This is a genomic window from Streptomyces sp. JW3, from assembly GCF_052216785.1.
Classification (GTDB): Bacteria; Actinomycetota; Actinomycetes; order Streptomycetales; family Streptomycetaceae; genus Streptomyces.
Window position 1 is genome coordinate 1 of the sequence record NZ_JBQOUX010000036.1, and the last position, 17,665, is coordinate 17,665.

General features: G+C 73.1%; 17 protein-coding genes. 8 read left to right on the forward strand and 9 right to left on the reverse strand.

Annotation, left to right across the window (positions count from 1 at the left end; all coding sequences use genetic code 11):
• On the forward strand, positions 1 to 1,954 hold a 1,954-nt coding region (locus tag ACTT8P_RS16705; RefSeq protein ID WP_442832430.1), incomplete at its 5' end, for an MDR family MFS transporter.
• Positions 1,955 to 1,956: 2 nt separating this feature from the next.
• Here the strand turns inward: ACTT8P_RS16705 and ACTT8P_RS16710 are convergent.
• Together ACTT8P_RS16710 and ACTT8P_RS16715 are read right to left on the reverse strand one after the other, a co-directional pair.
• Positions 1,957 to 2,733, reverse strand: a complete 777-nt coding sequence (locus tag ACTT8P_RS16710; protein WP_442832431.1) for a sulfite exporter TauE/SafE family protein — start codon at positions 2,731 to 2,733, stop codon at positions 1,957 to 1,959.
• Positions 2,734 to 2,795: 62 nt separating this feature from the next.
• Entirely contained in the window at positions 2,796 to 4,307 is a 1,512-nt protein-coding gene (locus ACTT8P_RS16715) for a long-chain-fatty-acid--CoA ligase (RefSeq protein WP_442832432.1), read from the reverse strand.
• A 176-nt stretch (positions 4,308 to 4,483) separates the two neighbouring features.
• Between ACTT8P_RS16715 and ACTT8P_RS16720 the strand changes: the two genes are divergently transcribed.
• The 5 genes from ACTT8P_RS16720 to ACTT8P_RS16740 all read left to right on the forward strand — a co-directional run bounded on the left by ACTT8P_RS16720 (position 4,484) and on the right by ACTT8P_RS16740 (position 7,575).
• Positions 4,484 to 5,302, forward strand: a complete 819-nt coding sequence (locus tag ACTT8P_RS16720) for an alpha/beta hydrolase (protein ID WP_442832433.1) — start codon at positions 4,484 to 4,486, stop codon at positions 5,300 to 5,302.
• 171 nt (positions 5,303 to 5,473) lie between these two features.
• Complete coding sequence (locus ACTT8P_RS16725) at positions 5,474 to 5,956, forward strand: Dps family protein (RefSeq protein WP_442832434.1); 483 nt, start codon at positions 5,474 to 5,476, stop codon at positions 5,954 to 5,956.
• A 56-nt stretch (positions 5,957 to 6,012) separates the two neighbouring features.
• Positions 6,013 to 6,345, forward strand: a complete 333-nt coding sequence (locus ACTT8P_RS16730; RefSeq protein ID WP_442832435.1) for a DUF3140 domain-containing protein — start codon at positions 6,013 to 6,015, stop codon at positions 6,343 to 6,345.
• A 2-nt stretch (positions 6,346 to 6,347) separates the two neighbouring features.
• Entirely contained in the window at positions 6,348 to 6,998 is a 651-nt protein-coding gene (locus ACTT8P_RS16735) for an endonuclease (RefSeq protein WP_442832436.1), read from the forward strand.
• 49 nt (positions 6,999 to 7,047) lie between these two features.
• Positions 7,048 to 7,575 carry an NUDIX hydrolase family protein gene (locus tag ACTT8P_RS16740; protein WP_442832488.1) on the forward strand — a complete coding sequence of 176 codons (528 nt, stop codon included), beginning with the start codon at positions 7,048 to 7,050 and terminating at the stop codon, positions 7,573 to 7,575.
• Between the two features lie 13 nt (positions 7,576 to 7,588).
• Here ACTT8P_RS16740 and ACTT8P_RS16745 read toward each other — a convergent pair whose 3' ends face one another.
• Positions 7,589 to 8,863, reverse strand: coding sequence for a multidrug effflux MFS transporter (locus tag ACTT8P_RS16745; protein ID WP_442832437.1), 1,275 nt, complete (start codon positions 8,861 to 8,863; stop codon positions 7,589 to 7,591).
• Between the two features lie 68 nt (positions 8,864 to 8,931).
• Between ACTT8P_RS16745 and ACTT8P_RS16750 the strand changes: the two genes are divergently transcribed.
• Entirely contained in the window at positions 8,932 to 9,420 is a 489-nt protein-coding gene (locus tag ACTT8P_RS16750) for a MarR family winged helix-turn-helix transcriptional regulator (protein WP_442832438.1), read from the forward strand.
• Here ACTT8P_RS16750 and mnhG read toward each other — a convergent pair.
• The 6 genes from mnhG to ACTT8P_RS16780 all read right to left on the reverse strand — a co-directional run bounded on the left by mnhG (position 9,417) and on the right by ACTT8P_RS16780 (position 16,211).
• Positions 9,417 to 9,776 (reverse strand): monovalent cation/H(+) antiporter subunit G, encoded by a 360-nt coding sequence (mnhG, locus tag ACTT8P_RS16755; RefSeq protein WP_442832439.1) that lies wholly within the window; start codon positions 9,774 to 9,776, stop codon positions 9,417 to 9,419. The genes ACTT8P_RS16750 and mnhG overlap by 4 nt on opposite strands.
• Complete coding sequence (locus ACTT8P_RS16760) at positions 9,773 to 10,060, reverse strand: monovalent cation/H+ antiporter complex subunit F (RefSeq protein WP_442832489.1); 288 nt, start codon at positions 10,058 to 10,060, stop codon at positions 9,773 to 9,775. Before ACTT8P_RS16760 ends, mnhG begins: the two co-directional genes overlap by 4 nt.
• Positions 10,061 to 10,086: 26 nt before the next feature.
• On the reverse strand, positions 10,087 to 10,686 hold the full coding sequence (locus ACTT8P_RS16765; protein WP_442832440.1) for a Na+/H+ antiporter subunit E: 600 nt from the start codon (positions 10,684 to 10,686) through the stop codon (positions 10,087 to 10,089).
• A complete protein-coding gene (locus ACTT8P_RS16770) occupies positions 10,683 to 12,326 on the reverse strand; it encodes a Na+/H+ antiporter subunit D (protein WP_442832441.1) in 1,644 nt (547 codons plus the stop codon). The genes ACTT8P_RS16765 and ACTT8P_RS16770 overlap by 4 nt, the downstream gene beginning before the upstream one ends.
• Positions 12,323 to 13,126, reverse strand: a complete 804-nt coding sequence (locus tag ACTT8P_RS16775) for a Na(+)/H(+) antiporter subunit C (RefSeq protein WP_442832442.1) — start codon at positions 13,124 to 13,126, stop codon at positions 12,323 to 12,325. The genes ACTT8P_RS16770 and ACTT8P_RS16775 overlap by 4 nt, the downstream gene beginning before the upstream one ends.
• Positions 13,127 to 13,292: 166 nt before the next feature.
• Positions 13,293 to 16,211 carry a Na+/H+ antiporter subunit A gene (locus ACTT8P_RS16780; RefSeq protein ID WP_442832443.1) on the reverse strand — a complete coding sequence of 973 codons (2,919 nt, stop codon included), beginning with the start codon at positions 16,209 to 16,211 and terminating at the stop codon, positions 13,293 to 13,295.
• 163 nt (positions 16,212 to 16,374) lie between these two features.
• On the opposite strand from ACTT8P_RS16780, the gene ACTT8P_RS16785 reads away from it, so the two are divergent.
• Positions 16,375 to 17,613 (forward strand): MFS transporter, encoded by a 1,239-nt coding sequence (locus ACTT8P_RS16785; RefSeq protein WP_442832444.1) that lies wholly within the window; start codon positions 16,375 to 16,377, stop codon positions 17,611 to 17,613.
• The last annotated feature ends 52 nt before the right edge of the window (positions 17,614 to 17,665 follow it).

The following is a 17,665-nucleotide window of genomic DNA, read 5'->3' on the forward strand; positions in this document are numbered from 1 at the left end:
CGTCGGCACCGCGCTGCCGACGATCGTCTCGGACCTGGGCGGGGCCGAGCACATGTCGTGGGTGGTCACGTCCTATCTGCTGGCCGAGACGGTGGCGACCGTGCTGGTCGGCAAGTTCGGCGACCTGTTCGGACGCAAGATCGTCTTTCAGGTCTCGGCGATCGTGTTCATCGTGGGCTCGTTCCTGTGCGGGCTGGCCACCAACATGACGCTGCTGATCGTGTGGCGGGCCATGCAGGGTGTCGGCGCGGGCGGCCTGATGGTGACCGCGATGGCGCTGATCGCGGATGTCATCCCGCTGCGCGAGCGCGGCAAGTACCAGGGCGCGATCGGGGCCGTGTTCGGCGTGGCCACGGTCATCGGGCCGCTGCTCGGCGGGCTGTTCACCGACCATCTGTCCTGGCGGTGGGCGTTCTACGTCAACGTGCCCATCGCGGTCGTGGTGGTGCTCGCCGCCGCCCGCACCATCCCGGTGGTGAAGTCGGCCCTGCGGCCGGTCATCGACTACCTGGGCATCGCGCTGGTCGCGATCGGCGCCAGCGCGCTGATCCTGGGCACCAGCTGGGGCGGCAACCAGTACGCCTGGGGGTCGCCGGTGATCCTCGGGCTGTTCGCGGCCGGGGTGGTGGCGCTCGCGCTGTTCTGCTGGGCGGAGACCCGGGCGGCCGAGCCGATGCTGCCGATGCACCTGTTCCGCAACCCGGTGTTCACGGTCTGCTCGATCCTCAGCTTCATCGTCGGCTTCGCCATGCTCGGCGCGATGACGTACCTGCCCAGCTACCTCCAGTACGTCGACGGCGACTCGGCCACCGTCTCCGGGGTGCGGACGCTGCCGATGGTGATCGGGCTGCTCGCCTTCTCGATCCTCAGCGGCACCGTGGTCAGCCGGACCGGGCAGTACCGGCTGTTCCCGGTGGCCGGCGCCCTGGTGATGGCGCTGGGCCTGTACCTGATGTCCCGGATGGGCCCGGACACCGGCGCGGCGCTGGAGTCGCTGTACATGTTCGTGCTCGGCGCCGGCATCGGGCTGTGCATGCAGGTGCTGATCATCGCCGTGCAGAACACCGTCGAGTACGCCGAACTGGGCACCGCCACCTCGGGCGTCACCTTCTTCCGCACCCTCGGCTCCTCCTTCGGCACCGCCGTCTTCGGCACGATCTACGCCAACTCCCTCACCCCCAACCTGCGGGACGGGATCGCCTCGGCGGCGGCGACGGGTGCCGCCGATCCGGCGACGATCAGCCGGGCGGCGACCAGCCCGGAGGGCGTGCACGGGCTGCCGCCCCAGGCGGCGGCACCGGTCGTCGGGGCCTACGCGGACACCATCCAGACCGTCTTCCTGTGGACGGTGCCGGTCGCGGCGCTCGGCTTCGTGGTCGCGCTGTTCCTCAAGCAGGTGCGGCTGCGGGACAGCGCCCGCGCCGGGTCCACCGACCTGGGCGAGGGGTTCGCCTCGCCGAACGACACCGATTCCCGGCGGGTGCTCGAATCGTCGGTGGGGAAGATCATCGGCGGTACCCGGCTGGAGACCGCGCGCCGGATCATCGCGGACAGCGACACCCGGCTGGATGTGGCGGGTGCCTGGGCGGTGATGCAGGTCGAGCTGTTCACGCGGCTGGTCGGGCATGCCGGCCTGGGGCTGATCGCCACCCGGCACCGGGTACCGCCGGAGGTGCTGCTGCCGGTGTTCGACCGGATGGTGCAGGAGGGGTACCTGACCCGGGACGGTTCGCTGCTGTCGCACACCCCGGCGGGCGCCCGGGAGGCCGCGGTGATCGCGCGGGCCTGGACGTCCTGGCTGGAGGACCGGGTGGAACGGGACATCGGCCGGCCCAGCGACGCGGAGGTGCGGGCGGCGGTCGACTCGATCGCCAAGCGGCTGCTGGTGGAGGACCTGAGCAGCGGGCTGCCGGCCCGGGCCCGGCGGCCGGCCGGCGCGACCGCCGGGGTCTGAGCTCAGCGCAGCAGCAGTTGCAGGCCGCCCAGCACGGTCGCCGCGATCACCAGCCGTTCGAAGAGCTGCTGGTTGATCCGGTGCACGGCCCACTTGCCGAGCAGCGCGCCGGGCACGACGAACAGGACGAGCGCGGCGTCGAGCAGCAGCGAGTACCCGTCGATCAGGCCGAGGCCGACGCTGAACGGCAGCTTGGAGACGTTGACGATCAGGAAGAAGAAGGCGGAGGTGCCGAGGAAGCCCAGCTTGCGGAAGCCGGCGGAGAGCAGGTACATCGACATCACCGGGCCGCCCGCGTTGGCGACCATGGTGGTGAAGCCGCCGAGGACGCCGTACGAGCGGGCCTTGAGCCGGCCGGCCCGGGTGGCGGTGTCCCGCTCCGGCCGCTCCGGTGCCTCGGCCGTCCGCCGCCGCCACACCGTCACCGCGGCCATCACCAGCAGGATGACGCCGATCGAGATCCGTACCGCGCCGTCGCCGGCCCACATCAGGAAGAGGGTGCCGGCCACCACCCCGGCGCCGACCGCCGGGAACAGCCGCCACAGCGTGGGCCAGTGCGCGTGCCGCCGGTAGGTGAGCACGGCCAGCACGTCCCCGGCGATCAGCACCGGCAGCAGCACGCCGGTGGAGGCCCGGGCGGGCAGCAGCGCCGCGAAGATCGCGAGGCTGACCGTGTTGGCCCCGCTCACGGCCGTCTTGGCGAAGCCGACGAGCAGGGCCGCGAAGGCGAGCGCCGCGAACTCCCAGCCGGTGAGGTGCCAGTGCGTCATCATGTCCATTACGGCAACTGATGCTATGTGCACCGGTCCGGTGCCGTAAGGACCGTCTCGCTGAGCGGTCCCTACCCGGCGGCGTACCGCACCCGCAGTTCCCGCTTGAGCACCTTCATGCTGGGGCCGAGCGGCAGCGCGTCGGTGTACTCCACCCGGCGCGGGTACTTGTGCCGGCCGAGGTGTTCCTTGGACCACGCGGTGAGGCCGGCGGCGTCCGGTTCGGTGCCGGGGGCGGGCACCACCACGGCGCACACCTCCTCGCCGTGCAGGTCGTCGGGGAGGCCGATGACGGCGACCTGGGCGATGGCCGGGTGCCGGGCGAGCACCTCCTCGACCTCGCGCGGGTAGACGTTGTAGCCGCCGCGGATGATGACGTCCTTCTTGCGGTCGACGATGCGCAGGAAGCCCTCGTCGTCCTTGGTGCCGAGGTCGCCGGTGCGGAACCAGCCGTCGACCAGCGCCTCGGCGGTGGCCTCGGGGCGGCCGAGGTAGCCGGAGAAGACGTTGTGGCCGCGGATGACGACCTCGCCGAGTTCGCCGGGCGGCAGCAGTTCGACGCGGCCCTCCAGCTCGGCGCGGGCGATCTCCACGTCGACGCCCCACAGGGGGTGCCCGATGGTGCCGGGCCGCGCGCCGAACACCGGCTGGTTGACGGAGGCGGCCGGCGAGGTCTCCGACAGCCCGTACCCCTCGTAGATCTTGGCGCCGAACGCCGTCTCGAACCGTTCCAGCACGGCGACCGGCAGTGAGGCGCCGCCGGAGATGCACACCCGCAGTCCGGGCAGGCGCTCCGCCGCGGTCGCGGCGGCGGCGAGGGCGACGAACATGGTGGGCACCCCGTGGAAGGTGTTGACGTTCTCCTCGACCATCAGCTCGATCGCGCGCGCCGCGTCGAAGCGCGGCAGCAGCACGAGGGTGGCCCCGGCCCGCCACACGGAGTTCATGGAGACGGTCTGCCCGAAGGCGTGGAACAGCGGCAGCGCGCCCAGCGCGAAGTCGTCGGGCCGGATGTCGTTGGCGTCGAACGCGTTGACCGTGGCGTTCATCACCAGGTTGAAGTGGCTGAGCAGGGCGCCCTTGGGGACGCCGGTGGTGCCGCTGGTGTAGAAGACGACGGCGGGGTCGTCGGCCTCGCGGGTGACGTACGAGGTGAGCGGTTCGGCGTCGGCGGCCAGCTTGGCGAACTCCTCGCCGAGCTGGACCACCCGGATCCCGGCGGCGCGGGCCGCGGCGGTGCCGGTTACGGCCTGCGCGGGGTGGCACAGCAGCAGGGTGGCGCCGCTGTCGGTGAGGACGTGCTCGACCTCCTCGGCGGACAGCAGCAGATGGACCGGGACGACCACGCCGCCGGCCGCCGCGATCGCGTAGTACGCCTGCGGGAACTCCGCCGTGTTGGGCGCCATCAGCGCGACCCGGTCGCCCGGCCGGACGCCGAGTGCCACGAGGGCGCCGGCCCGGGTCAGGGCCCGCTGCCACACCTCGGCGAAGGTGAGCCGCAGCTCGCCCTCGACCAGCGCCTCCTTGTGCGGGCGGCGCCGGGCGTTCTCGGCGAGGATCGCGGCGACGGAGAGGGTTGCCATGGAGTGATGCTCCGTTTCCTTGCGGCCGTCGACGAGCACCGCGCTGCCCTGCCCCATACCGGCGCACGGTCCACGGTGACCGTTAATTAGCACTGCTAGTTTTGGACTATAGACCGCCCGGCGGCTCCCTGGGAAGATCCCTCTTCAGACCCTTCACCGCCGCAGCTGGAGGACCCGTGGCCGAGACCCGTACGCACACCCTGACCACCCTGACCGGGACCCGGGGACGGATCGCCGTCCACGAGTGGCCCGCCGGCCGTCCCCGGTACGTGGCCCTGCTGGTGCACGGCTACGGCGAGCACCTGGGCCGCTACACCGAACTCGCCGGCGTGCTGACCGGGCACGGCGCGGCGGTGTACGGGCCCGACCACCTCGGGCACGGGCACTCGGACGGCGAGCGGGTGCTGATCGAGGACTTCGAGGACGTCGTCACCGATGTGCGCGCCGTGGCCGAACTGGCCGGGGCCGCCCACCCGGGTCTGCCCCTCGTGGTGATCGGCCACTCGATGGGCGGGCTGATCGCCGCCCGGTACGCCCAGCGCCATCCGGACGGGCTCGCCGCGCTGGTGCTGTCCGGTCCGGTGATCGGCGACTGGGAGCTGCCGCGCCGGCTGCTCGCCCTGGACGAGATCCCCGACACCCCGATCAGCCCGGCCGCGCTGTCCCGGGACCCGGCGGTCGGCGCGGCGTACGCGGCGGACCCGCTGGTGTGGCACGGCCCGATGAAGCGGCCGACGGTGGCGGCGTTCGTGACGACGCTGAAGACCGTCGCCGACGGCGGCGACGTAGGCCGGCTGCCGCTGCTGTGGCTGCACGGCGCCGACGACCGGCTGGTGCCGCTCACCGGCAGCCGGCCCGGCGTCGAGCGGCTGTCCGGCGGGGAACTGACGGAGCGGATCTATCCGGGCGCCCGGCACGAGGTGTTCCTGGAGACGCACCGCGCCGAGGTGGGCGCGGACCTGACCGGGTTCCTGGACGGCGTGCTCGGCCGCTGAGCCGCCCGCCCGGCCGGTTGTTTGCGCAGGTACCGCCGGGGCACCCGGAGGGTCATGGGGCGGTCGCGCCGCCCGGCCCCGACGGGGAGGACATCGCACCGCAGGTCCCCTTGAGCGGCCGCGCGCGCCACCGCACCGCCACACAAGTCGACGCCCAAGGAGCAGCACCGTATGACTGTCGTGAAGAGCACGATTCCGGAGTCGGCCCGTCAGGTCACCGGGGACGCGTTGCAGAACACGCTCGTGGATCTTCTCGGGCTCTCCCTGATCGGGAAGCAGGTGCACTGGAACATCGTGGGGCCCCGGTTCCGCTCGATCCACCTCCAGCTCGACGAGATCGTCTCGGCGGCCCGAGAGTTCGCGGACACCGTCGCCGAGCGCTCGTCGGCCCTCGGGATGCCGGCCGACGGCCGCCCGGAGACGATCTCCACCGCGTTCACGCTGCCCTCCCCGAAGAACGGCTGGATCCGGGACGAGGACGCCGTCGCGCTGATGACCGAGACGCTCCAGGAGGCCATCGCCCGGCTCCGGGAGCGGATCAAGGCCACCGACGAGCCCGACCCGGTCACCCAGGACCTGCTGATCAGCATCACCGCGGAGCTGGAGAAGCAGCGCTGGATGTTCGACGCGGAGAACTGGCCGAAGGAGGACTGAGCGCCCGAGCCGCAGGTACGCACATCACACGCGACACCAGGGAAGAGGGGCATCTCATGGCCGACGCCCTCGAACTCGACGCGCTGTGGGAGGACTTCCACCGCGTGGTGAACATGACCTCCGCCGAGCTCTCGGCCTGGCTGCGGGTCAGCGACGCCGACGAGAGGACCGAGCCGCTGCCGGACCAGGCCGGTTCGCCCGCCGGGCGGCACGTCCTCGCCATTCTCCAAAAACGCCGCACCGACCTCACCGAGGACGACCTGGGCGTGATGCGGGCGGTGGTGGACACGGTCAGCGACGAGACGGACGTGGCGAACGAGCCGGTGGCCGAGGACACCGACCGCCGGCACCGGCTGATGAGCCTTGGCCACGACCCGCTCAAGGGGTAGCCGTGGACCGCGAGACGCGCCTCGTGCGCGAACTCGTCGGCACGCACGGCCGGACGTACGCCGAGGAGGCGGGCGTCCGGCTGCGGGACACCCCGCAGCCGCTGTACCGACTGCTGGTGCTGGCCCATCTGCTGAGCGCCCGCATCCGCGGCTCGGTGGCGGTGGCCACCGCCCGTGCGCTGCGCGAGGCGGGGCTGGCCGACCCGGGCCGGATGGCCGCGGCCGGCCGTCAGGCGCGGGTGGACGCGCTGGGCCGGGGCGGCTACCGGCGCTACGACGAGCGCACCGCCGACCAGCTCGGCGCGGAGGCCGAGCTGCTGAACGACCGCTGGGGCGGGGACCTGCGCCGGCTCCGCGAGGAGGCGGACGGCGAGGTGCCCGCCCTGCGCCGGCTGCTCCAGGAGTTCAACGGGATCGGGCCGACCGGCGCCGACATCTTCCTGCGCGAGGTCCAGGGCGTGTGGCCGCAGGTCGCTCCCTACCTGGACCAGAAGGCGCTGCAGGGCGCGGAACGCCTCGGCCTGCCCGCGGACCCGGCCCGGCTGCTGGCCGCCGCCGGGCGCACGGACCCGGCGGTGCTCGCCGCCGCGCTGGTCCGGGCGTCGGTGGACAAGGAGGTCGCGCGGGACATCCGGGAGCGGGCGTCGGCGTGACGTACTCCCCGACGGCGGGCGCTGAAAGTATGATCAAGCGATGTCTGACATGACCGAAACCACGCCGGGCTGGCTGACCACCGACGAGCTCGAGTCGGCGCGCGCCCGCCTGCCCATCCTGTACGTCGAGGCCGTGCCCGTGCGGGTCGACGACAGCGGCGAAGTCACCAGCGTCGGCCTGCTGCTGCGCATCGGACCCGACGGAACGGTCAGCCGGACCCTGGTCTCGGGCCGGGTACTGCACCACGAGCGGGTCCGGGACGCCCTGCTGCGGCACCTGGAGAAGGACCTCGGCCCGGTGGCGCTGCCCCGGGTGCCGTCCGCGCTCCAGCCGTTCACGGTGGCCGAGTACTTCCCGACCCAGGGTGTCACCCCGTACCACGACCCCCGGCAGCACGCGGTGTCGCTCGCCTACGTGGTGCCGGTGACCGGCGACTGCCGGCCCCGGCAGGACGCGCTGGACCTGGTCTGGTTCAGCCCCCACGAGGCGCTGTCACCGGCGGTGCAGAGCGAGATGCCCGGCGGGCACGGGGTGCTGCTGAAGCAGGCGCTGGCCCATGTGGGCTGCGTGCTCTGATCCGCTTCGCCGGTCAGCGGGCGCCCGGCCGGCCGCCCTCCGGTTCGCCGTGTCCCTGCCAGGGGCGGGCGAGTGCCGCGAGGGCGAGCGCCGCCCCGGCCAGGCTGACCAGCATGATCGTCGCCATCGGCAGCGAGCTGTCCTCGCCGAACAGGCCGACCAGCGGCGAGGCGACGGCGCCGAACAGGAACTGGCAGCCGCCGAGCAGCGCGGACGCGGCGCCCGGGGCGTGCCGGGCCAGTGACTGGCCGATGCTCATGGTGCCGGGGAAGACCATGCCGATGCCGAAGCAGGTCACGAACAGCGCCGCCCAGGTACCGGCGAGAGTCTCCCCCACGGCGGCGACCAGCAGCACCTGCGCCAGCGCGCCGAGCAGCGCGATGCCGACGCCCGCGCTCAGCAGGGTGTTCAGCCGCAGCCGGCCGGCCAGTTTCTGGAAGACGAAGCCGGAGATCAGGATGCCTACGGCGTTGCAGGCGAAGATCAGCGAGTAGAGCGTCGAGGAGACACCGTGGATCTCCTCGAAGACGAAGCTGGACCCGCTGATGTAGGAGAACAGCGCGGCGGAGACGCAGGCGAGGACGAGCACGTACCCCATGAAGGCCCGGCGGCCCAGGAGGGCGCCCATGGCGCGGAAGGTGCTGCCGACACCGCCGCCGTGCCGCCGCTCGGGCGGCAGGGTCTCGGGGACGGAGCGCACCACCGCGAGCAGCAGCAGGACGCCTATGAGGGTGAGGACGGCGAAGACCGCGCGCCAGCTGGAGACCGACAGGACGGCACCGCCGAGGACCGGCGCGGCGACCGGGGCGACGCCCATGATCTGGGAGAGGACCGCGAAGTAGCGGGGCAGGTCGGCGCCCTGGAAGCGGTCGGTGAGGACGGCTCGGGCCAGCACCATGCCGGCCGCCGCGGCCACGCCCTGGAGGAAGCGGGCGGCGGTCAGCAGGGTGATGTCGGGGGCGACGGCACAGGCTATGGAGAAGACGATGAAGCCGGTGGTGCCGGCCATGAGCAGCCGGCGGCGTCCGACACTGTCGCTGACGGGTCCGATCAGCAACTGCCCGACGACCAGGCCGGCGAGGAACGCGGTCATGGTCAGCTGCACGGCCGAACTGCTCGCGTCGAGCGTCTCCCCCATCGCGGGAAAGCCCGGCACGTACATGTCGATGGCGAGCGGTGCCACGGCGGTCAGCGCGGCCAGTACGGTGATCAGCAGCGCGGGGCGCACGGCGGGGACGGCCGGCGCGTCGCCGGGTTCGGCGGTTCGGGAGGGGGACGGCGATACCATGCCGATAACGGTAACCAATGGTTCACTGGTTAACGTAATTCGTCTTGCCCAGTGAGAGGCGACCGCTGATGTTCCCCTCCCCCGCCGAGACCCGCGCCCAGTGGGCGGCGCGGCTGCCCGGTCTCGACACCTCGCCGATGGAGGTGGTGGCCGCGCTCAAGCACGCGGTCGGCCTGCTCGACCAGGCCCTCGACCCGCTCTACGAGGGTGCCTGTCTCACCCCGGCCGAGATCGGCACCCTGGTGCCGCTGCGGCACGCCGCCCGGCCGCTCATCGCCCGCCGGCTCGCCGAACGCCTGGGCCTGTCCCCGGCGGGGGTCAGCAAGACGCTGGCCAAACTGGAGAAGCGGGGACTGATCGCGCGGACGCCGAATCCGGCCGACCGGCGCTCGGTGCTGGTGACCATCACCGAGGCGGGCGCCCGGACCGTGGACGACCTCTTCCCCCGGCAACTGGCCACCGAGGGCGAGCTGCTGGCGGGGCTCGGGGCGGACCGGGAGTGGGTGCTGGGGGCGCTGCGGCGGCTGGTGGAGGTCATGGAGGGCAACCGCCGCTAGCGGCGGTCCGCTTCGCTGAGCTGCGGGTCCAGGTCGTCGCGGAGCAGGCCCCGGCTGCCGGTCTGGCCGGTGCGGTAGGCCGAGCGGGCCACCAGGTGCGAGGCGACCGGGCCGGTCAGGAACTGGAAGAAGCCGATCAGCGCGAGGGTGCCCAGGTCGATGCCGTTGCGCAGCCGCAGCGCCACGCCGACCAGCACCAGCAGCAGGCCGAGGGTCTGCGGCTTGGTCGCGGCGTGGCTGCGGGAGAGCACGTCGGGGAAGCGGAGCATGCCGATGACGCCGAGCAGGCTCTGGAAGCTGCCGAGCAGCAGCAGGAACGCGCCGGCCAGGTCGGCGGCCTCGGCCCAGGGGTTCACCGGTGGTCCTCCGTGCCGTCGGGCCGGACGGTGGGCCGGTCGCGTACGGCGATGAACCGGGCGATGCCCACCGAGCCGGTGAACCCCAGGAAGGCGAGCACCAGCATGATGGGGAAGTAGAAGGCGTCGCCGTCGTGCGCGGACTTGGCGCCGATGCCGGCGATGATCAGCGCGGCGGCCACGTCCAGGGCGACCGCCCGGTCCAGCATCGAGGGGCCGCGCCAGATCCGGAACAGCAGCAGGGCGCCCGCGGCCAGGATCAGCACGACCGAGGCGATCAGCATGCCCTCCTCGACGGTGTGCAGGGTCTTCACGGCGACTGCTCCCCTTCCGGTACCGGCCGGGCGACCAGGGCGATGTCCCCGGCGGTGCCGAAGGCGCGGGCGACGAGTTCCTCCATGCGCCACACCTGCCGCTTGGCGCTGTCGACGGCGCCGGGGTCGTCGGCGTCCAGGACGTGCACGAACACGGTGGCCGTCGCGCGCCGCACCTCGATGATGGAGCCGCCCGGCACGTTGGAGACGGCGACCGCGGTGGCGGTGAGCATCAGGTCGCTGCGGCTGCGCAGCGGGACGGCGACGACCGCCGCGTGGTAGGGGTCCTGCTCGAAGATCTGCCGGGTGACCTGGACGCTGGAGGAGAACATGTCGTAGAGCAGATAGGCGCCGAGCCGCAGGATGCCCAGGGGGCGCAGTCGCAGGCCGAGGTCGACGGCGGGCAGCGGGAAGGCGAGGCAGACGGCGACCGCGACGATGATCCCGTTGACCAGGTTGCCCCAGGACACGGTGCCCCACAGCAGGTTCCAGATGACGGTCAGCCAGGCGACCAGCGGCAGGTCCAGGACCCGTCGTCCGCTGCCGACGCGCAGGGACCAGCTGTACGGGGAGCGGTGCCGGAAGAGGTCGCTCATCGGCCGAGCACCGCCTCGATGTACGGGGTGCGGGCGAGGAGTTCGGCGGCGGCGTGCTCGGTGAAGGTGGTGAGCGGGCCGCCGAGCACGGTGTAGAGCAGGCCGAGGGCGACGGCGGCGCAGGTGGCGACGACCATCGGCCACGGCAGGTGCTTGGTGGTGGTGATGGACTGGCCGAGGAAGCTGGCCGGGACCACGGCACCGGCGGGGACGTGCCGGCGGGCCCCTGATCCCCTGCGGCTCCCCTCCTCGGCGTCATCGGCATCGTCGGAGTCGTCCTCCGCCGACTCCAGGACCACCCCCTCCGCCGCGAACCCGGGCGGGGCCTCGCGCCAGAAGGCGAGGTTCCACACCTTGGCCATGACGTACAGGGTGAGCAGGCTGGTGACGGCGGAGCCGGCGACCAGGACCCAGGCCCAGCCGCCGCCGTCCTCGACGCCGGCCCGCATCAGGCCGACCTTGCCGATGAAGCCGGACAGCGGCGGGATGCCGGCGAGGTTCATGGCGGGCACGAAGAACAGCACGGCGAGCAGCGGCGCGGATTTGGCGAGGCCGCCGAGGCGGGTGAGTTCGGTGCTGCCGGCCCGCCGCTCGATGAGCCCGGCGACCAGGAACAGGGTGGTCTGCACGGTGATGTGGTGGGCCACGTAGACGATCGCCCCGCTCAGTGCGTCCCGGCCGGCCAGGCCGATGCCGAAGACCATGTAGCCGATGTGGCTGATGAGGGTGAAGGACAGGACGCGTTTGAGGTCGGTCTGCGCGACCGCGCCGAGGACGCCGATGACCATCGAGGCGAGCGCGGCCAGCATCAGCAGGTCGCCGAGGCGGTGGCCGGGGAAGAGCAGGGTCTGGGTGCGCAGCATCGAGTACACGCCGACCTTGGTGAGCAGGCCCGCGAAGACGGCGGTGACCGGCGCCGGCGCGGTCGGGTAGGAGTCGGGCAGCCAGGCGGCGAGCGGGAAGACGGCCGCCTTGATGGCGAAGACGGTCAGCAGCATGGCCTCCAGCAGGGTGCGCACCCCGGCCGGAACCTCCTGGAGGCGGCCGGCGAGCTGGGCGAAGTTGACGGTGCCGGCCACCGCGTAGGTCATGGCGATGCCGATCAGGAACAGCAGCGAGGAGAAGAGGGAGATGATCACGTATGTGGCGCCGGCCCGGATCCGGGTCGCGGTGCCGCCGATGGTGAGCAGCACGAAGCTGGCCACGAGCATGATCTCGAAGCCGACGTAGAGGTTGACGAGGTCGCCGGCGAGGAACGTGCAGGAGACCCCGGCGACCAGGATCAGGTAGGCGGGGTGGAAGACGCCGAACGGGGTCTGGTCGTCGCGGTCGGCCATGCCCTGGCCGAGCGAGTACAGGTGGACGAGCAGGGTGACGGCGCTGGACACGGTGAGCATCAGACCGGCCAGCCGGTCGGCGACGAGGGTGATGCCGAGCGGCGGCGGGAAGTCGCCGAGGTTCACGTGCAGCGGGCCCTGCCGGTCGGCGGCGATCATCAGGATCACCGAGAGCACGAAGACCACGCCGAGCACGGCGAGGCTGATCAGCCGCTGGAAGCGCTGGAGCCGGGGCCCGATGGCGAGCTTCAGGCCGGTGACGAAGAGGGGCAGCAGGACGGGGAGGGGGACGAGCGCGTTCACGGGGAGCCTTCCTGGCCGGCGCCCTCGGGGTCGTCGGGCTGGTCGGGCCGGTCGGGCCGGTCGGGCCGGTCGGGCCGGTCGGGCCGGTCGGGGGCGAGGCTGCCCGGCCGCTCGGCGTCCTGGTCGGGCTCGCGGCCGGTCTCCCCGGGGTCGTTGGAGGGTCCGGCCTCGCGGGCGGGGGCCGGGCCGGGGCGCCCGGCGGCGTCGGTGGAGCCCCGTTCCTGGCCGGCGCGGTAGTCCTCCGGGTCGGCGCCGAGGATGTCGTTCCACAGGTTGCCGGAGACGTCGGTGGCGCGGGCCTGGTAGGCGCGTTCCTCCCGCAGCCGTTCGCGCAGCCGTTTGCGGTCGGCCCGGTAGCGGTCGCGCTGTTCCCGGGTGGTGCCGCGCTCGGCGCGCGCCCGGCGGTAGCCGGACCGCAGTTCGCTGCGCCGGTCCAGGACTTCGGCGCGCAGCGCGACCAGCCGGTCCTCGGTGTCGTCGTGGATCTCGTCGGAGCCGGTGACCTGGTGGCTGCGGTAGGCCATGGAGAGCAGGAAGGCGGTGGTGGCGAGGGTGATGACGATCGCGGTGAGCGCGATGGCCTGGGGCAGCGGGTCGGTGACGCGGTTGCGGATGACGTTCGGGTAGAGCAGCGGCGCGTCGCCGGCGCTGCCGGTCGAGGTGAGGACCAGCAGGTTGACGCCGTTGCCGAGGATCACGGCGCCGAGCAGGATGCGGGTCAGGGACCGGGTGAGCAGCAGGACACCGCCGACGGCGTTCAGCACGGCGGCGGTCACCAGGAGCGCGAGGCTGACGGTCATACGGGGGCCACCTCCCGTCGCCGGGCGGGCGGGCGGGGGTGGGCGGTGCGGGCGGGGGCCGGGAGAAAACCAGGGGCAAGGAGAAAGCCGAGGGCCGGGAGAAAGCCGACGGCCGGGAGAAAGCCGACGGCCGGGAGCGAGCAGGGAGCCAGGAAAGAACCGACCGTCACGCGGGACCCGCCTCCCGTCGTCGGGCGCGCTGGGCGGCGGCCCGTTCGATGTGCCGGTCGATGCGGGAGCCCAGCGCGCGCACGATGTCCAGGACGACGCCGAGGACCAGAAGGTAGACCCCGCAGTCGAAGAGCACGGCGGTGGACAGGTGGACGTCGCCCCACACCGGGAGGTGACCGTGCCAGGTCCAGCCGTGCAGCACAGTGCCCTCGGCGAGGCCGCCGAGCGCCACGGCCGTGGACAGGAACAGGCCGAGGCCGGTGAACAGGCCGGGGGCGAAGGGCGCGGCGTCGGCGAGTTCGTGCCGGCCGCCCGCCAGATAGCGGGTGATGAAGGCGACACCGGCCACCAGGCCGGCCACGAAACCGCCGCCCGGCAGGTTCTCCGCGCACATCAGCAGGTAGACGGAGAGGACCAGGATCGGGTGGTAGAGGAGGCGGGCGACGACTTCGAGGACGATGGAGCGGCGCTCGGGGGCGAGCGTGGCGCCGGCCGCCAGCCAGGTCCGTTCCGGCGCGCTCTCGTCACCGCTGGGCAGGCCGGCCAGGGTGCCCGAGGAGACGCTGCCCTCGGTGCGCAGCGCGGCCTCCGGGTGGTCGCCGGGCAGCGGCAGGACCGGCTGGTCGGCGCCGTCGGTGCGGCGGTGCAGGTAGATGAGGCTGGTGACGCCGACCGCGGCGACGGCGAGGACGGCGGACTCGCCCATCGTGTCCCAGGCCCGCAGGTCCACGAGGATGGTGGCGACGACGTCCTTGAGGCCGTGGTGGGCGACCTCCTCGACCATGGCGTCCCCGGCGGAGTCGCCGTCCCGCCGGTGTCCCGCCATGATCCAGACGACGAAGGCGACGGCGGCACCGCCCACCAGGGCGACCGGCATCCGCAGGACGCGCCGCAGGAGGACGAAGTTCTCCTCGAAGAGCACCGGCATCCGGCGCAGCACCAGCACGAAGACGATCATGGAGACGGTCTCGACGCAGAACTGGGTGAGGGCGAGGTCGGGGGCGCCCTGGAGGACGAAGAGCAGTGCCGTGCCGTAGCCGGTGAGCCCGGCCAGCACCACGGCCTTCATCCGGCGCCGTACGCCGAGACAGAGCAGGCCGACCGCGCAGACCAGGACCGCGACCGCGGCCTGGGCCGGGGTGTCCCACAGGCGCGGGGCGGGGGCACCGGTCCAGGGTTCGTCCACCACCAGGACGGCGAGCTGCCCGGCCAGCACCACGCTCAGGGTCGTCACCAGGTACACCGACAGCGAGCCGCGCTGCACGAAGCCGGTGCACTGGAGGGCGGTGCGTTCCAGGGCGAGCAGCAGCCTGCCGAAGTTCCGGTCGGCGGAGCGCCAGGCGAGCCGCTCCCCGGTCCGCAGCACGGGCCCGGCGGCGAGGAACAGCAGCACCCCGCCCGCCCAGGCCGCGCAGGACAGCAGCAGGGCGAGTCCCGTGCCGTGCCAGAGCGCCAGGTGGTAGGGGTGCGCGGGCGCCGGGAACTGCGCGGCGTACGTGCCGAACAGCCCCTGGAGCCAGGCGACTTGGGGGCCGAGGACCAGACAGGCGAGGGCCAGTACGGCGGGCGGCGCGAGGAAGGCCGCCGGGACCCGGTGGGCGGGGGTGTCGGGGACGCCCGGCTTGCGGGCGAAGGCACCCCACAGGTAGCGCAGGGTGTAGGCGGTGGTCAGCGCCGAGCCGACGACGGTGGCGGCGAGCGCCCAGCGGTCGGCGGTGTCCCCGTCCAGCAGGGTCTGGAACGCGGCCTCCTTGGCGGTGAACCCGAGCAGCGGCGGTACGGCGGCCATGGACAGCCCGGCGACCACGGCGACCGCGCACACCGCGGGCAGCCGCCGCCCCAGCCCGGACAGCCGCCGGAGGTCCCGGGTGTCGGTGGCGTGGTCGACGATGCCGGTGACGAGGAACAGCGGCGCCTTGAACAGGGCGTGCCCGAGGATCATGGCGGTGGCGGCGATCGCGGTGTCGTACCGGCCGGCCCCGGTGAGGACGGTGAGGAAGCCGAGCTGGCTGACGGTGCCGTGGGCGAGGACCAGTTTGAGGTCGTTCAGGCGCAGCGCCCGCCAGCCGCCGAGCAGCATGGTGGCGGAGCCGAGGACCAGCAGCAGCGGCCGCCAGGGCGTGACCTCGGCGAAGGCGGGCGCGAGCCGGGCGATCAGGTAGACGCCGGCCTTGACCATCGCGGCGGCGTGCAGATAGGCGCTGACCGGGGTCGGCGCGGCCATCGCGTTGGGCAGCCACAGGCTGAACGGCCAGATCGCGGACTTGGACAGGGCGCCGACCAGGATCAGCACCACGGCCGCGGACAGCGCGCCGGACGCGGGCGGCGGGTCGGCGAGGATCGCCGAGATCCGGTACGTCCCCGCTTCCTGGCCGAGCAGCAGAAACCCGACCAGCATGGTCAGTCCGCCGAGCGTGGTGACGGTGAGGGCCTGGAGGGCGCTGCGCCGGTTGCGCTTGTGGTCGCTGGTCTGGCCGATCAGCAGGTACGAGAAGACGGTGGTCAGTTCCCAGAAGATGTACAGCAGGATCAGGTCGTCGGCGAGGACCAGACCGAGCATCGCCCCGGCGAAGGCGAGCAGGCTGCCCGCGAACCGGCCCAGCTGGGGCGAGCGGTCGTCGAAGTAGGAGACGCAGTAGACCAGCACGAGGGTGCCCACCCCGGCGGCGAGCAGCACCATCAGTTCGGCGAGCGCGTCCAGGCGCAGCGCCCAGTCCACGCGGTAGGCGGGCAGCCAGGTCCAGACGTGGGTGTCGGCGCCGCCCGCGGCCACCGTGTGCCACCGGCCCGCCGCCCAGACGGCGGCGGCCGCGGGCGGCAGGGCCAGCACCAGGAAGGCACGCGTCCCGCACCACCGCACGAGCGGCGCGGCGCACAGCGCGAGCACGAAGTGGCACAGGACGAGCGCGGTCATACGGGTCCGCCAGGACAGGGCACCCGACAGTGATATATCGGATATGCCGCATGTGTACCCAGGCACGCCGCAGTCGCCGGGAGGGCGCCCCCTCCTCTGGGCCGCACCAGCCGCACGATCCCGGCAGTGTACGTTCGTACGCTCTCCCGGTAGGGTCCCGTTCATGACAGTCGACACCCTGGCGGAGCCCTCCGCGGCCGAGCGGCGGGCCCGCATAGCCGTCGCCGTGCTGTTCCTCACCAACGGAGCCCTGTTCGCCAACCTGTTGCCGCGCTATCCGGAGATCAAGACCGACCTCGGGATGGGCAACGCCGGCTACGGGCTGGCCGTCGCCGCGTTCCCGGCCGGCGCCATCGCGGCCGGGCCGGCGGCCGGGGTGCTGGTGCGCCGGTTCGGCTCGGCGCGGGTGGCCGTGGCCGGCACCCTGCTGACCGGCCTCGGCACCCTCGCCGCGGGCGCCGCGGGCTCGGTGCCGGTGTTCGCGGTGGCCCTGTTCTGGGCCGGGGCGATGGACGCGGTCACCGACGTCGCGCAGAACGCGCACGGCCTGCGGATACAGCGCCGCTACGGACGCTCCCTCATCAACTCCTTCCACGCGGTGTGGTCGATCGGTGCCGTCACCGGCGGCGCCATGGCCGCCGCCGCCATCGCCCTGGACCTGACCCGCGGGCAGCATCTGACGGTCTCGGCGGTCGTCTTCACCGCCGCCGCCGGTCTCGCCCTGCGGTACTGCCTGCCCGGCCCCGACACCGGTCCCGGCACCGGCACCGAGGCCGACACCGGGGCCGGCGCCGGGGCCGGGAGCGACGGCGATGAGGCCCGGGGCCCCCGGCACACGGGCGTCGCCCGCCGCACGGTGTACGTACTGACCGCCCTCGTCCTGATCGCCACCGCCGGCACCCTCGTCGAGGACGCCGGGAACTCCTGGGCCGCCCTCTATCTCTCCGGCCCCCTGCACGCCTCCGCGGCGCTCGCGGCGAGCGGCTACATCGCCCTGGTGGGCGCCCAGTTCGCCGGCCGCGTCATCGGCGACCGGCTCGTGGACCGGTTCGGGCAGCGCGCCGTGGCCCGGGCCGGCGGCCTGATCACCGCGGCCGGCATGGGCCTGGCCCTGGCCGTGCCCACCCTGCCCGGCACCGTCGCCGGCTTCGCCGCCGCCGGGTTCGGCGTCGCCACCCTCGTACCCGCCGCGATGCACGAGGCCGACGCCCTGCCCGGCCTCAAACCCGGCTCTGGGCTGACGATCGTCTCCTGGCTGATGCGTCTCGGCTTCCTGCTCTCCCCGCCCCTGGTCGGCCTCGTCGCCGACGCCGCGGGCCTCCGCCTCGGCCTGCTGGTGGTACCGCTGGCCGGAGTCCTGGTCATCCTCCTCGCCGTCGTACTGCGCCCACGCGCACGCTGACCGAACCCGCCCGGCACCGGAAGGTACGCCCGTACACTCCCGGTGCTACGCT

Bases quoted from the DNA above. Each gene is read 5' to 3' on its own strand.
- ACTT8P_RS16710 (WP_442832431.1), bottom strand. From the start codon at position 2,733: ATGGACATGATGACGCACTGGCACCTCACCGGCTGGGAGTTCGCGGCG.
- ACTT8P_RS16715 (WP_442832432.1), bottom strand. From the start codon at position 4,307: ATGGCAACCCTCTCCGTCGCCGCGATCCTCGCCGAGAACGCCCGGCGC.
- ACTT8P_RS16725 (WP_442832434.1), top strand. From the start codon at position 5,474: ATGACTGTCGTGAAGAGCACGATTCCGGAGTCGGCCCGTCAGGTCACC.
- ACTT8P_RS16730 (WP_442832435.1), top strand. From the start codon at position 6,013: ATGGCCGACGCCCTCGAACTCGACGCGCTGTGGGAGGACTTCCACCGC.
- ACTT8P_RS16740 (WP_442832488.1), top strand. From the start codon at position 7,048: ATGACCGAAACCACGCCGGGCTGGCTGACCACCGACGAGCTCGAGTCG.
- ACTT8P_RS16745 (WP_442832437.1), bottom strand. From the start codon at position 8,863: ATGGTATCGCCGTCCCCCTCCCGAACCGCCGAACCCGGCGACGCGCCG.
- ACTT8P_RS16750 (WP_442832438.1), top strand. From the start codon at position 8,932: ATGTTCCCCTCCCCCGCCGAGACCCGCGCCCAGTGGGCGGCGCGGCTG.
- ACTT8P_RS16760 (WP_442832489.1), bottom strand. From the start codon at position 10,060: ATGCTGATCGCCTCGGTCGTGCTGATCCTGGCCGCGGGCGCCCTGCTG.
- ACTT8P_RS16765 (WP_442832440.1), bottom strand. From the start codon at position 10,686: ATGAGCGACCTCTTCCGGCACCGCTCCCCGTACAGCTGGTCCCTGCGC.
- ACTT8P_RS16775 (WP_442832442.1), bottom strand. From the start codon at position 13,126: ATGACCGTCAGCCTCGCGCTCCTGGTGACCGCCGCCGTGCTGAACGCC.
- ACTT8P_RS16780 (WP_442832443.1), bottom strand. From the start codon at position 16,211: ATGACCGCGCTCGTCCTGTGCCACTTCGTGCTCGCGCTGTGCGCCGCG.
- ACTT8P_RS16785 (WP_442832444.1), top strand. From the start codon at position 16,375: ATGACAGTCGACACCCTGGCGGAGCCCTCCGCGGCCGAGCGGCGGGCC.